Annotated in this window: 12 protein-coding genes and 1 pseudogene; 7 read left to right on the plus strand and 6 right to left on the minus strand. The window is 40.3% G+C overall.

Annotated elements, in window-relative coordinates; all coding sequences use genetic code 11:
• Positions 1-94: 94 nt before the first annotated feature.
• Together ACVIJU_RS00340 and ACVIJU_RS00345 are read right to left on the minus strand one after the other, a co-directional pair.
• Positions 95-1033, minus strand: a complete 939-nt coding sequence (locus ACVIJU_RS00340; protein WP_327863780.1) for an amidohydrolase family protein — start codon at positions 1031-1033, stop codon at positions 95-97.
• Between the two features lie 20 nt (positions 1034-1053).
• The gene (locus ACVIJU_RS00345) at positions 1054-1833 is read right to left on the minus strand and encodes an IclR family transcriptional regulator (protein WP_063388379.1); all 780 of its coding nucleotides are present in this window, start codon (positions 1831-1833) and stop codon (positions 1054-1056) included.
• A 211-nt stretch (positions 1834-2044) separates the two neighbouring features.
• Here ACVIJU_RS00345 and ACVIJU_RS00350 point away from each other — a divergent pair, with 211 nt between their 5' ends.
• The 7 genes from ACVIJU_RS00350 to ACVIJU_RS00380 all read left to right on the plus strand — a co-directional run bounded on the left by ACVIJU_RS00350 (position 2045) and on the right by ACVIJU_RS00380 (position 8213).
• A complete protein-coding gene (locus ACVIJU_RS00350) occupies positions 2045-3505 on the plus strand; it encodes an aldehyde dehydrogenase (RefSeq protein WP_063388380.1) in 1461 nt (486 codons plus the stop codon).
• Between the two features lie 85 nt (positions 3506-3590).
• Positions 3591-4376, plus strand: coding sequence for a 2-keto-4-pentenoate hydratase (locus tag ACVIJU_RS00355; protein ID WP_066247143.1), 786 nt, complete (start codon positions 3591-3593; stop codon positions 4374-4376).
• A 20-nt stretch (positions 4377-4396) separates the two neighbouring features.
• Positions 4397-5281 (plus strand): acetaldehyde dehydrogenase (acetylating), encoded by an 885-nt coding sequence (locus ACVIJU_RS00360; RefSeq protein ID WP_063388382.1) that lies wholly within the window; start codon positions 4397-4399, stop codon positions 5279-5281.
• The gene (dmpG, locus tag ACVIJU_RS00365; RefSeq protein ID WP_063388383.1) at positions 5274-6320 is read left to right on the plus strand and encodes a 4-hydroxy-2-oxovalerate aldolase; all 1047 of its coding nucleotides are present in this window, start codon (positions 5274-5276) and stop codon (positions 6318-6320) included. Before ACVIJU_RS00360 ends, dmpG begins: the two co-directional genes overlap by 8 nt.
• 14 nt (positions 6321-6334) lie before the next feature.
• Positions 6335-7123 carry a 2-keto-4-pentenoate hydratase gene (locus ACVIJU_RS00370; protein ID WP_456687140.1) on the plus strand — a complete coding sequence of 263 codons (789 nt, stop codon included), beginning with the start codon at positions 6335-6337 and terminating at the stop codon, positions 7121-7123.
• Positions 7124-7357: a 4-oxalocrotonate tautomerase gene (locus tag ACVIJU_RS00375; RefSeq protein ID WP_257790172.1), complete on the plus strand. Its 234-nt coding sequence runs from the start codon at positions 7124-7126 to the stop codon at positions 7355-7357. It begins immediately after the preceding gene.
• 22 nt (positions 7358-7379) lie between these two features.
• Positions 7380-8213 (plus strand): DODA-type extradiol aromatic ring-opening family dioxygenase, encoded by an 834-nt coding sequence (locus ACVIJU_RS00380; protein WP_456687141.1) that lies wholly within the window; start codon positions 7380-7382, stop codon positions 8211-8213.
• Positions 8214-8935: 722 nt separating this feature from the next.
• On the opposite strand, the gene ACVIJU_RS00385 is transcribed toward ACVIJU_RS00380, so the two are convergent.
• The 4 genes and pseudogenes from ACVIJU_RS00385 to ACVIJU_RS00400 form a co-directional block, all read right to left on the minus strand.
• The gene (locus ACVIJU_RS00385) at positions 8936-9958 is read right to left on the minus strand and encodes an LLM class flavin-dependent oxidoreductase (protein ID WP_327863036.1); all 1023 of its coding nucleotides are present in this window, start codon (positions 9956-9958) and stop codon (positions 8936-8938) included.
• Between the two features lie 614 nt (positions 9959-10572).
• Positions 10573-11789: pseudogene (locus ACVIJU_RS00390) on the minus strand (acyl-CoA dehydrogenase family protein).
• Between the two features lie 42 nt (positions 11790-11831).
• The gene (locus ACVIJU_RS00395; protein ID WP_130157489.1) at positions 11832-13091 is read right to left on the minus strand and encodes an acyl-CoA dehydrogenase family protein; all 1260 of its coding nucleotides are present in this window, start codon (positions 13089-13091) and stop codon (positions 11832-11834) included.
• Positions 13092-13464: 373 nt separating this feature from the next.
• Positions 13465-14457, minus strand: coding sequence for an aldo/keto reductase (locus ACVIJU_RS00400; RefSeq protein ID WP_130157491.1), 993 nt, complete (start codon positions 14455-14457; stop codon positions 13465-13467).
• Positions 14458-14487: the final 30 nt, after the last annotated feature.

Here is a 14487-nt window from a genome sequence, read left to right on the forward strand (position 1 = left end):
AACGTTTTGCTAACAAAAACCGGAACGATGATTCAAAAGATAAATCATTTAGCGATTGATTGTCCAGCCTGCTGGCTTAAAAGACGAAAAGCTTTTAAAAATCTATTAATGAACTTGCCCCTTTGCAATGCTTTTCATTTGGAGGCCAGACAGAAAGGTCGAACGGAAAATCGGAGCCAGGCACTACTCGATCTTCTCCCACTATTCGCACTAAATAGTCAATGCTTGCTTGCTCCCACAAAACATTGTCATACCAAAAACGCTTTAAGTATTCTTTCGGAGAGGATGTTAAATTTTTTGAAACCGCTTCCCATTCTTCGTATCCTTTTTCAATTCTGCCGATTTGGTAAGGCAAAAATCCTCCACCATGGGCAAATAATATTTTCACATTTGGAAATCGATCAATCAATCCGCTTAATAAAAGATCTGTAGCACAAATTGTTGTTTCCCACGGAACACCGATTAAATTTGGCATCATTCTTCTTTTCAAGCGAGGATCTTCGCTCAATAACGGATGAATGAAAACAATCGCCTTCAACCGATCGGCTTCTTCAAAAAATGGGATAAAAAATTCATCTGACAGCATATGATTAGCTGCCCCAGGACCGATAATGGCTCCTTTTAACCCTTTTCCCATCGCATCGTTCAAGATTTGTGCAGCTTTATCCGGGTTATTTAACGGAACCGTTGCCAGCGCAGACAATTTTTCCGGGAACGATTGCACAAGCCGCGCTAATGAATCATTATACACGCCGGATAGTTCAGCAGTGATTTCTTCCGGAAACTCGTACATAAAAAGCTGCGGTATCGGCGAAATGACGGAATGATGAACTCCCGCTTTCAATTGTTCGTTTAAAAAAAGGGTTAAATCTAAAAAAGATTTTTTTAATTCAAATCCCCATTTTTGATTAACAATCAAAAACTCTTCCTTATCCTTTTCTTTTTTCACCCATTCAGCATGAATAGTTTCTTTATGTTCTTTTACCCATTCCATCACACCTTCAGGGATGAAATGTGTATGAAAATCATACATCTCTCCACTCTCCCACCAAATTATGAAAAATTCAAATACCCCATTCTTTCAGAAATTTCCTTGCTTGCTGCGATCACTTGTTTCGCCATCGCCTTAAGCTTGTAAGAATTGATTCGTTGTTTTGGACCGACTACAGAAAGTGCTGCAATAACCTTTCCGGTATAATCATAAATCGGGGCGGCAATGGAATTAACTCCCTCGGACAATTCTTCAATGCTGACGGCATACCCATTCTCCCTTACTTTTTTTAAATGATCTCTCAGCTTCTCAGGATCCGTAATCGTATTTTTTGCAAAACGCTTTAACCCTTTAGATATAATTTTTTCGACCGTTTCATTTTCCGAAAATGCAATTAAAACTTTTCCAGAGCTCGTGCAATAAGGCGGATTGCGTCTCCCGATATGGGTTAAAAATCTTACGGGGTGATTGCACTCTACTTTTTGCAAATAAACAACTTCTAAATTGTCCAATACAGAAATATGGGCAGTTTCACCGGTTGTTTCGACCAGTTTATTTAGTACAGGTTGCGATTCTCTGTAAATATCCATATTGCTGAATAGCACGCCGCTTAAAGATAAAATGGATAATCCCAATCTGTATTTCTTCGTTTCTGAATCTTTATAAACAAATCCTTCACTTGCCAACGTCTTCATTGTCCTGCTGACTGTGCTTTTATTTAATCCTAGAGAATTGGATAAATCGCTTATTTTTTTTTCTGGCTCTTCCATTGTAAAGCTTTTCAATATTTTCAGTGCATTTTTGATGGAAGAAAGCTGATTTTTCTCGTCTTTTCCATTCAATGTACACCCTCCCCCTCTACATCAATTTTCTTTATACGAGAATATATCAAATATATGAACAACTGAAAAGTAAAAAATTAAATATTTCGATATTTTTAAAAATTTTTATATTTGTTGCATATATAGCAATTTAGAAGTTGAAAGTGCAACATAGGGCAACTACCATTAAAGTCACAGTTGAAATTTATGATGATATTCGGGAGGGTGAATCATGCCAATCAACTCAAACGGAACGATTAACTGCTTGCATTTTATTAACGGACAATTTGTTGAATCCGATAACAAAAGGACCTTTGACAATATTAATCCTGCAACTGAGGAAGTAATCGGAACAGTCGCTGAAGGAGGAAAAAAAGAGGTCGACTATGCCGTTTCCGCTGCCAAAAGGGCTTTGAACGGTCCTTGGAAAAACATAACATTAACGGAGCGTTCAAAAATTTTGCGGCGTATTGGCGATTTAATCCAAGAAAGACAGGATGAGCTGGCACGATTGGAATCATTGGACACAGGAAAACCGCTATCTCTTGCCAAAAAAATTGACATTCCCCGTGCTGCCTATAACTTCCACTTCTTCGCAGACTACATCATTTCGATTACGAATGAAGCTTATCAGCAAGATGATCAGGCCATTCATTATGCACACAGACGCCCAGTCGGAGTAGTGGGAATTATCAAGCCTTGGAATTTACCTCTTTTATTATTGACTTGGAAGCTGGCTCCATGTTTAGGAATGGGCAACACAGCTGTTATTAAACCTGCAGAGTGGACTCCTTTAACCGCTACTGCATTAATGGAAATTTGCAAAGAGGCCGGTGTTCCGGACGGAGTTGTCAACCTTGTTCATGGCTTCGGTCCAAACTCCGCTGGGGCAGCAATTGCCGAACATCCTGACATTGACGCCATTTCCTTTATCGGTGAACCCGGTACAGGAGCAGCCATTATGAAAGCAGCATCTAATTCCTTGAAAAAACTTTCATATGAATTGGGCGGCAAGAATCCAAACATTATTTTTGCCGATTCAGATTTAGATGAAGTCATTGAAACTACCATCAAATCAAGCTTTATTAACCAAGGCGAAGTTTGTCTTTGCGGTTCAAGAATTTATGTAGAGCGCCCAGCTTATGAAGAGTTTTTAGAAAAATTTGTAAAGAAAACAAAAGAATTAAAGATTGGCGATCCATTTGAAAATGGCACAGATGTCGGCGCACTCGTAAGCAAGGAACATTACGAACGCGTCAACAGCTACATCGACATAGCCAAGCAAGATGGGGCAGAAATTTTAACAGGCGGAAAGCGTCCAGACGGATTAGATAAGGGTTATTATCTCGAACCTACAATCATAACTGGTTTGGATCGAAATTCCCGCTGCGTACGGGAAGAAATATTCGGCCCAGTTGTAACTGTCTCTCCGTTTGACATGGAGGAGGAAGTTATAGCCCAAGCCAATGATACACATTACGGATTAAGCGCAACTATTTGGACAAATAATTTACGGCGTGCACACAGGGTGGCACATCAAATTGAAGCAGGCATCATTTGGGTCAACACCTGGTTCCTGCGTGATTTACGAACGCCGTTTGGAGGAATGAAGCACAGCGGAATTGGCAGAACGGGCGGCATGCACAGCTTAGATTTTTATACAGAGCTTTCAAACATAACGATAAAGCTATAATTTCAGGTGCCGTTGAAACATAAGGAGTATGTTAAAATAGCCTGCTTACCAAATCATTCTGTCTGAATGAGAAAGGAAGGAAAAAATGTTAACAACGAAAATTGCCAACTTTGCCAATCAACTGCAGGAAGCTGAAGCTTTAAACAAGGCGACAGATCCTCTTACTTCCGTTGATCCGAATCTGACTGCCGAAGAAGCTTATCTTATACAACTGGAAAATATAAAAAGAAAGGTCGATCAAGGTCAAAAAATTGTCGGAAAAAAAATCGGCTTAACATCTTTAGCAATGCAAAAGCTGCTTGGAGTCGATGAACCGGACTATGGACATTTATTAGATTACATGGTCGTTGAAAACGGCGGAAGCATTTCCATGAAAAAAGTTTTGCAGCCGCGAGTAGAAGCTGAAATTGCCTTCATTTTAAAAAAGGAGCTTAAAGGTCCAAACGTAACCGCTTTAGACGTGATCTTAGCAACTGACTATATTGTTCCGGCATTAGAAATTGTCGACAGCCGCATTAAAGATTGGAAAATCAAGCTGGCTGACACCATTGCCGACAACGCTTCATCCGGATATTTCTTATTGGGAGGAAAACCGGAAAAAATAGAAAATGTTGATCTCGAATTAATTGGAATGAGCTTGACAAAAAACGGGGAACTAGTCAATACCGGTGTCGGCGCAGCAGCATTAGGCAATCCGGCAAACTGTGTCGCATGGCTCGCCAACAGGCTGGCTGATTTTGATATTTCATTACGTCCCGGAGAAATCATTTTATCAGGCGCTCTATCCAGAGCCGCTGATGCACAAGCTGGAGACGTCTTTACGGCGCGGTTCGCTCATCTCGGGCATGTAACTGTATCATTTACAGAATAATAGATTGAAAGGAGAATTTTATGAATAAAGTAAAGGTTGGAATTTTAGGGTCCGGCAACATCGGAACAGATTTAATGTACAAAATCCGTCGATCAGATGTGTTGGAGCTTACAACGGTCATCGGAATTGACCCCTCATCGGACGGATTAAAAAAAGCAAAAGATTTCGGATATTACACGATTGATACCGGCATTAAAGGTTTTTTAGAAAATCCCGATCTAGCGGATATTCTATTTGATGCCACCTCCGCAAAAGCTCATATACGCCATGCAAAATTGCTGAAGCAAGCAGGGAAAAAAGTTCTTGACTTAACACCTGCTGCCGTCGGTCCGTCTGTCATACCTCCTGTAAATATTGATAAACATTTGGATGCCGACAACATTAATTTAATTACATGCGGAGGCCAAGCGACGATTCCGATCGTTCATGCCATCAACAAAGTTCAGCCTGTCAAATATGCAGAAATTGTGGCAACGATTTCAAGCAAAAGCGCCGGTCCCGGAACTAGAGCAAATATTGACGAGTTTACCGAAACGACAGCGCGCGGAATCGAGGAAATCGGCGGCGCTAAAAAAGGGAAGGCTATCATTATTTTAAACCCTGCTGAACCGCCGATTATGATGAGAGATACGATATATTGCCTTGTAGAAAATGATTTTGTCGATCAAAAAAAGATTACTCAATCCGTCAAAGATATGGTGGAAGTAGTCCAATCTTATGTACCGGGCTATCGCTTAAGACAAGAACCTCTCTTTGACGGAAATAAAATAACAGTTTTTATCGAAGTGGAAGGCGCTGGAGACTATTTGCCGACTTATTCAGGCAATTTGGATATCATGACAGCCGCAGCAGTGAAAGTGGCGGAGGAATGGGCGAAAAATATTACTTCTAAAGTGAATGTTTAAGGAAGGAGTGAATATCGTGGGAGAACGTAACATACTGATTACTGAAGTCGCTTTAAGAGACGGCAGCCACGCGATTCGACATCAATATACTGTGGATCAAGTCGTAGCCGTCGCAAAAGGGTTGGATGATGCCAATGTACCTTATATTGAAGTTTCGCACGGAGACGGTTTAGGTGGCTCATCTCTGCAATACGGACTTTCTTTAACAAATGAAATGGAATTGATCGAAGCCGCTGTATCTACTGTCACGAATGCCAAAATTGCTGTTTTGCTTTTGCCGGGAATCGGGACAATGAAAGAATTAAAACAAGCTGCACAGCTGGGGGTAAAAATGGCGAGAATCGCCACTCATGTAACAGAAGCGGATATTTCAGCACAGCATATTGCTTTCGCAAAAGAATTAGGATTGGAAACTGTCGGTTTTTTGATGATGGCCCATATGGTTCCAACAGAAAAACTGGTTGAGCAAGCAAAGCTTATGGAGAGCTATGGAGCTGATGTTGTATACGTTGTCGATTCAGCTGGCGCTTTTCTGCCGCATGAAGTAAAAGAAAGGATTCAAGCTTTAAAAAACAGCTTGTCAATTGAAATCGGATTCCATGGCCATAACAATCTTTCCCTAGCAATGGCCAATACATTAGCAGCCATTGAAGAAGGAGCGACGCGGATTGACGGAAGTATCCGCTGCTTAGGCGCCGGTGCAGGCAACACTCAAACGGAAGTATTAATCGCGGTGCTCAACCGTTTAGGAATCAACACCGGAATCGATTTATACAAAATTATGGACGTAGCCGAAAACATAGTAGCCCCCATTTTGGAAAAGCCGCAAGAAATTACAAAAGATGGACTAATACTCGGATATGCTGGAGTATATTCAAGCTTCCTGTTGCATGCACAAGCTGCCAGCAAAAAATTCGGAATTGATTCGCGCGACATATTAGTTGAGCTTGGCAAAAGAAAGGTTGTTGGCGGTCAAGAGGATATGATTATTGATGTAGCTGCTGAAATTTCAAAACAAAAACAAACGGCACATACTTAAGGAGGATGCAGCAAATGGCTGGCGCAGATATAAAAAAAATTGCTGACTACTACTTAGTAACAGCGGAAAAGGAAAAACGTGAAGTAAAAAAGGTAACGGCCTCATTAAAACCGGATTTGTCCGTCGAAGAAGCCTACGCCATTCAACAAGAGATTGTCAATATGAAAATAAATGAAGGTCACCGTATCATCGGTCCAAAAATGGGTTTGACAAGTTTTGCTAAGATGAAGCAAATGAAGGTCAATGAGCCTATTTACGGCTATGTATTCGATTATATGGTGATCAATAACGGCGGAGCATTGCCTTTTCATGACTTAATCCACCCAAAAGTGGAGGCGGAAATCGCTTTTGTATTAAAAGAAGATATTGAAGGACCTGGTGTCAATGGTGCACAGGTGCTTGCGAAAACAGATTACGTGATGCCGGCTCTTGAGATCATCGACAGCCGATATGAAAATTTTGATTTTACGCTTCCTGATGTAATCGCTGACAATGCGTCAACATCCCGGGTTGTATTCGGAACGTCTTTGAAAAAGCCGGAAGGATTAGAACTTGATTTAGTTGGATCGACTCTTTCCATAAACGGCGAAATAAAAGAGTTAGGAGCCGGAGCCGCTGTGCTTGGCCATCCTGCCCATTCCGTCGCTCTGCTTGCCAATATGTTATCACGAAAAGGACAAAAGCTGCGTGCAGGTGATGTCATTCTAACAGGAGGAATCACGAGCGCCGTCTTGATAAACAAAGGCGACTATGTCACAGGAAAATTTGACGGATTGGGCGAAGTAAGCTTCCATGTTGTTTAAATAGCGAAAGAAAAAAATTTCTTACCTGATAGGAGGGATGACATGCCTTTTGTTACTATTCAAATCATGGAGGGCAGGCCGCCAGAGAAAATAAAGGAGTTAATTCAAAATGTAACAAATACTGTATCGGAAACGCTCGATTCACCAAAAGAAAACATCCGCGTTTTAGTGACAGAGGTGCCAAAAACCCATTGGGGAATTGCGGGCAAACCCGCATCTGAAGTAAGAAAATAATTTTAAAGGAGGAGAAGTAGCGATGACGATTGAGCTGGCTATGTTAGCGCCTCATGTGCCAAGCATATGCCATTTTGACCAAGTCCCCGACTTTCAAAAGGATATGGCCATTGAGATGCAAAAGATGTCAAAGACAATTTATGATTTAAAACCGGATGCCATCGTTCTTGTTTCCTGCCATTGGCCGTCGACTTTTTTCCATTATGTTGATTGCACTCCTGTCCATAAGGGCATTTTAACCGCTTTTGAATGTCCTGATTTAATTCGTGATGTTCCATATGAATATCCCGGAGATAAACAGCTTGGTGATGAACTAGTAAAAATCGGTCAAGATGCTGGACTGCAAGTTGTAGGAATAGACGACCCTTACTATGTTTGGGATTACGGAACGGTTGTGCCTCTTAGATACCTTGTGCCGAATGAAGACATACCTGTTGTGAATTTGTCCGTGACGATGGCTGCCACTTTAGATGAAACGTATAAATGGGGACAGCTGATTGCAAAAGTATTAAAAGAAAGCGAAAAGAAAATTGTATTTGTTTCAAGCGGCGCACTTTCCCACAATTTAGTCCGCGGCAGACACAATAAACCGACCGCTTCAGAACATGCACTAGATAAACAATTCATTAGTTATATATTAAACAAAGAATATGATGCAGCCTATCAAATGCTTCCTCAATACGCCCGTCTGGCAAAGGTAGAATCAGGAGGAAGACATCTCGCCATGCTATTAAGCATGCTTGAAGACGATGACCAACCGAAATATTGGGCAGACGGCCAATCTTCCGGCAGCTGGAACGCACTGATCACATTTGAGAAAGTAAGTCAGCCGGCAGCCCCAAAAGTTAAGAACTAACATTCAATCAATAATAAAGAAACATGCCGTCGTTTAAAAAACAACAACGTTTTGAAAAAAAATATTTTGAACCTCCTGTTTTGTAAGCGTTTACTGTTATTTTATAAGGCTATTAGAATTGGAATATTCCCTGAAATGGCATCTTTTTTTGCCTAGTTTCAGCAATTCTCTTAAAATCGCATCATATAAAAAATGTTGCGGGGCTGTCCAAAAAGTCAGGATTAACTGACTTTTTGGAGCCCCTTCATTTTAGGAACTTATCGGACAGGTCATTTTTTCTATCTTGTTTATATCCTTCAGAAGTCTATGAAGGACTTTTCTTATGCTCTCTTTCTGAATTCGGTTCTTCAAAAGTTTTATGACAGACATTCAGCACATACAATTGCTTCTAGTTGCCTTCATGCCTCTATGAAGGACAGGATTTTTTTGTCCTTCACAGTAGTATTGCTCCAAAATCCTTCATTTTAGGAACTCATCGGGCAGCCCATTTCAGAAAAGTTATAACTACATCAAATATCTGCTATCAGAGAAATAATAGCAAGCTGTCAGCAAAGCTGATAGCCTGTTTCGAGAATCCACAATTCATAAACATCGTTGCTTTTATGACAGCATAAAAATAACATTTCTGAAAAAGGAGTCTGCCGCTCTCAGATCTCTTCCCGAACTGAAAAAGTTAAACAGTATTGATAGTTGCCGAAAATAACATATTTAAAATAAAAGAACTACATTTCATTCTTTATCTCAGATAAAATACGGTACGAATGCACGCGAGCCGAATGGTCGTATATATATGAAACAACCATTATTTCGTCTACCTGAGTGTCATCCAAAAATTTTTGAAGCTTCTCTTTTATTGTTTGCTTAGATCCAACAAACGAAAAATAAAGCTGATGGCGTACCGCTTCTTTTTCAAATTCATTCCATTCTTCATCCATGCTTTCAACAGGAGGCTGCAACAATCTAGAAGTTCCTCGGATCACGCCCAAAAACATTTGATACAAGCTGGTTGCAAGATACTTCGCCTCTTCATCGGTATCTGCTGCCACGACATTCACACACGCCAACGCATACGGCTCCTTCAAATGTTCTGACGGCTGGAACTGGTCACGATATATTTTCAGTGCTTCATATAAGTGATTCGGTGCAAAATGGCTTGCAAACCCAAAAGGAAGTCCAAGCTTTGCTGCAAGCTGAGCGCTATACGTACTTGATCCAAGCAGCCAAACAGGAACATTTAATCCCTCACCAGGAACTGCGCGTACATATCCTTTCCGCTTCTCTTTCGGAGCAAAATAATTGATGAGTTCTTGGACGTCGTTTGGAAATTCTGATACTGACCCATGTAAATTTCTTCGCAATGCCATGGATGTCACCTGATCTGTTCCAGGAGCACGTCCTATCCCTAAATCAATTCGACCTGGATACAACGACTCTAATGTCCCGAATTGTTCAGCAATCACAAGAGGAGCATGGTTCGGAAGCATGACGCCTCCAGATCCTACACGAATCGTTTTCGTACCTCCTGCAATATAGCCTATTAATACAGAAGTAGCTGAGCTTGCGATGCCCTCCATATTATGGTGCTCTGCAAGCCAATAACGTTTATATCCAAATCGTTCAACATTTTGCGCAAGGTCTAAACTGTTTTTGAATGTGTCAGCCGGCGTTTTCCCTAATAAAACAGGAGCCAAATCCAAAACTGAGAATTCAATCTCTTCCAATCTTTTTTTCTGAGAATTCGTCATTTTTTCAACTCCTTTTAAACTCTCCTTATAAGGATTGTAAAAAACTGTTCAATGGTATTACAAGGAATTTGCCTGCCGCACAACTTCTCACAGTGAAAAATGCTTTTTGATTTTTTATGGTTCATTGACGTCTAACGTGAAAATCTGTCTTTTCCCATAAACGTTGAAAAAACACTTTTAAGTCTCGCGCTTTCAGTTTTCAATGCTTCTTCTGTTTTAAAGTTGAGATGTTGTTTGTTATACGCTTCCCTGACAGGCAAAACTCTCGTCTACTTCCCTTGTAAATGATCAGCCACTTAAAATTGCGAATGTCCTCTTTTTTTCACAAAATAAAACCTCACACCTACTATAAAAAAGAAGTGTGAGGCTTATTCATATAGTTCATCGAAATGGTTATATCTAGAGTTTTTAAAGTTTGGCAGAATAAGTCTTTAAAACACTGTAAAAAACAACAGATTTTTTGAGCAATTGGTCATTTATTCATTAATTCATAATTATTCTAACAGCGTTACAGACAATTGACCTACCGATTCATCCATTCATCATTATCCTAAATAGGCAGTAAAGTTCTTACAGATTTCAGACTCCAAATAAAAATGCATTGCTGGTTTGGTTTATTTTCTTTCATTCTCATTCCAAAGATTCAACGGCAATTCTAATAAAATTTTTGCCACTTGGTCGCGGGCGATATTATTAGATGGAGCCATCGGGATTCCTGCCCGGGCATCGCGGTAAAGCCGTTCAAAAGGTCCTTCAATATAGCCATAACCGCCCGCTACATCCATCGCAATTCGTGCAGCAAAATCTGCTGTTTCGGATGCTTTCACTTTAAATTCTATGACTTCGGATGCCAATGAGCTTATAGGTTGCCCTTCTGCCAGCAATTCATCATAATGTCTTGCTAAATCTATCTGCCATGCTTTTAAACCTGCAATTCTTATTTTCACTTCTGCCAATTTTTCACGAATGACTTGATGGTCAGCCAAACTATTATTAAATCCTTTGTTAACTGCATTCTTAACATGTTTAACAGCCAGTTCTAGTGCACCTTGGGCAACACCGAGCCAAACAGATGCAATACCCAGTATATAAATAGGGTTTGCGCCTTCATCCATGATTTCTCTTCCTAACCCTTCGTATCCCACTAGATCGCGGCCGCTTACTTTTATATTGTTAAACGTAATTGGACCACTGTGGCTTCCTCTTACACCTAATGCATTCCATGGCTTTGCAACTATATACCGTCATTATGGCCGTCAACGATAAAGAAGCTAATGTTACTAGGGTCGTCAGAATCAGGTGTTCTCGTTTGCAAAATATAAAAATCTGCTTGGCCTCCGCTTGTCGTAAAGGATTTTTCAGCATTAATGATATAATCGCTGCCATCGCGCTCAGCCTGGCTTAAGCTAAACCATACATGACCTCTTGTAGCTTTTTCACTAACAGCAAAGGTTCCGATCGCACCATCTCTGATAGGGAGCAGCCACCGTTTCTTTTGATCATCGTTTCCATATAAAACAATTACTTGTGCTGCTCCAACATGCATAGCATATACTAAAGCTGTTGACGCATCAACTTTCCCGATTTCTTCAGCCACGATGGAAAATCCTAAATATCCTAAATCTAATCCTCCCCATTTTTCAGAAAATGTTACTGAATTCCATCCTTCTTTCGCAAGGGCTAACAAACTTTCACGCGGGAACTCCCCACTCTTGTCAATTCGTTCAGCGCTTGGTTTAATGACTTCTTCAATAATTGGCTTAACTTTCTCCCTAATTTCCTCAATAAATGCTCTTGAATACTTTTTGTTAATTGTTTCATAGTTACTCATTTTTAAACACTCCTTTTTATATATAAAATTTTTAAAACATCCTTAAAAGTAAACCTCTCTTATTGGAAGATCTGTACTGTTCACGACGTAGTCGCCAATAGCTCTAGCTTTGTAAACTGTTGGATTATGTGAAGCAAGAGTGCGAATATTACGCCAGTGACGGTCAAGATGTTTTGATTGTCTCGTTGCGGATGCCCCTCCAACCTCGAAAAGAAGCGTCGAGGCCTGTAAGGCAAGTTGATCTATAATAACCTTGGCCTGTGCAGCTCGCAGGGAAGCTTCATGGCTCAGAGAATAATCGATCACTCCATTAACTGCTGAATTCAGAGCAGCATCAATTGCATCTGCGGCAGCTAGGACAATAGTTTCTGCGGTAAACGCGCTGCTTGAGAGCTGTCCAATGACATGCTGCAGTTGCGGATCTTGTCGAGGTGTATCCGCAGCAGCAAAACTGAATGTCCGTGATCTTCCATGAACTAAAGCTTTAGCGTCTGTCACCACATTCCGCAAGATGCCCGCTATCACTCCATGCAAATAGAGCTGCAGAAAAGAGTTGAAAGGCGTTTTGGAGCCATCAATATATGTTATTTCATCTTGATTGACATACACATTGTGAAGACGTGTAGTACCGCTTCCTGTCCATTTTTGTCCGATGCCGTCCCAGTCATCTTCAATGATGACACCTTCACGATTTGTCGGAATTATTACCGATGCAGGCCTTCCTTCATGAGTTGATGCCGTAACAACTACCCAGTCTGCATACAGTGTGCCGGTACTAAAGTATTTTTTGCCATTCAATAGGAAGCCTTCACCATCCGGTGATAAAGTTGTTTCAAAAACCAAATTTCCAGCATTATTGGATGAAATTTCAGCAGAAGCATTGCCGATGATTTCTCCATTGGCTACTCTTTGCAGCCACTTTTCACGGAGTTTTTCATCCGTAAGCAGCAAAAATTTCTCCACTTGGGAAAAGTGTGAACGAAGGCTGTGTGCGACATCTGGATCAGCTTCCGCTAAACGTATTAAAATTTGAAAAAGATCACGAATATTTGCACCGCTGCCGCCAAGTTCAACAGGTAATCGCAATGCACCCAATCGAGATTTTCGGATTAAATCAAAGGCATAATATGGATGATCTTTACTCCCAGTACTTCTGCGTTTTTCAGCATCTTCTGCAATTGCAGCAATTAAGTATTCTAATTCTGGTGAATCAACTTTTACTGGGCTGGTAAAAGTTAGAGAATTTGATTCATCTTTATTTTTGAAGTTAATCCTTTGATTTAATGGTTTTTGGCTTGACATTCATCAAACACTCCTGTTTTGTTTTTTAAATTTACCAACCACATCTTTTTCGCTGTATTACCGCAAAAAATAATGTGAAAGTTCAAACTGGTAAGCAATGGATTCAAGTGTTTCATCAATCCGTTTGTTTTACACCGCAGCTTACACCACGATTGTTTTGATTCAGGAAATGGATGTCCATTTACCAAGCTCTGATGTTCATCATTAGAATACTTAAGTCCACCCTTTCGTAAGAAAAGATTGCTCCAACAGCTTTTCACAAATTGCCATTAAAGGAAAAGACAGCATAACCATTCTCTGATTTCAAATTTGTCAAAGTGTGAAATCGATTCTTATGCTAGATTTTTAAAACACTAGCACCGTTTCCTCTGGATTACTTTCTATATTTGCTAAATAAATCCTCATCTGGACTATGATCCGTTGGTAATGGAGGCTCATCTGACAATGCGGATATCTGTTCTCTTTCACTGGCAGTTAAAGGGATTTCTGCCCCAGCAATCGATAGGGCCAGTTGTTCCGGATTACGCGCTCCTATAATTGGAGCAGTTACAGCAGGATGATGTAATACCCATGAAACTGCTAAAGAAGCAGGATGATATCCAAATTGTTTCGCCAGCTCCGTAAATTGATGTGCAACAGTAAAATAATACTGATGACTATATCTTTTCTCATAATTCTTTTGTTCTACTAATCTTCCTTGCTCCGGCTTGTTTGTACTGTTATATTTTCCGGTTAATAAGCCTCCGCCGAGCGGACTGTAAGTTATGGCACCTAATTGCTCTGATTGAGCTAACGGAAAAATTTCTACCTCCGCTTGCCGTTTTACGAGATTATACATCGGTTGAATTAACTCAAATCGTGCTAGCTGTTTTCTTTCAGATATTCCTAGAGCTTTTGCAATTTGCCAGGCAGCCCAGTTACTTACAGCGGGGAATAAAATCTTCCCTTGTTTTTGTAAATCATCTAAAGCTCTAACGACTTCTTCAATATCTGTATACTCGTCAAACAGATGAACAAAATAAAATTCAATCCGATCAGTGCCCAATCTTATTAAACTTTGTTCAACTGATAAAAAAAGATTTCTTCTCGATAAACCGCCGCTATTTAAATCTTTGCCTGTAGGCAAGCCTGCTTTAGAGGTTAAAACAATCTCATCTCGATGACCGGCAATACACTTTCCAAGAATTTCTTCAGCACGTCCATCATTATAAACATTCGCTGTATCAAAAAAGTTTATCCCGGCTTCTCGACATTGCTTATACATCATAATGGAAGTTTCTTCATCTGCAATGCCGCCGAATGACATTGTTCCAAAGCATAAATTTGAAACATGAATGCCTGTCCTTCCAACTGTACGAAATTCCATTATTACCTCCAACATTATGAGCTGAAGGAG

This window comes from Aeribacillus sp. SP014 (genome assembly GCF_054055575.1).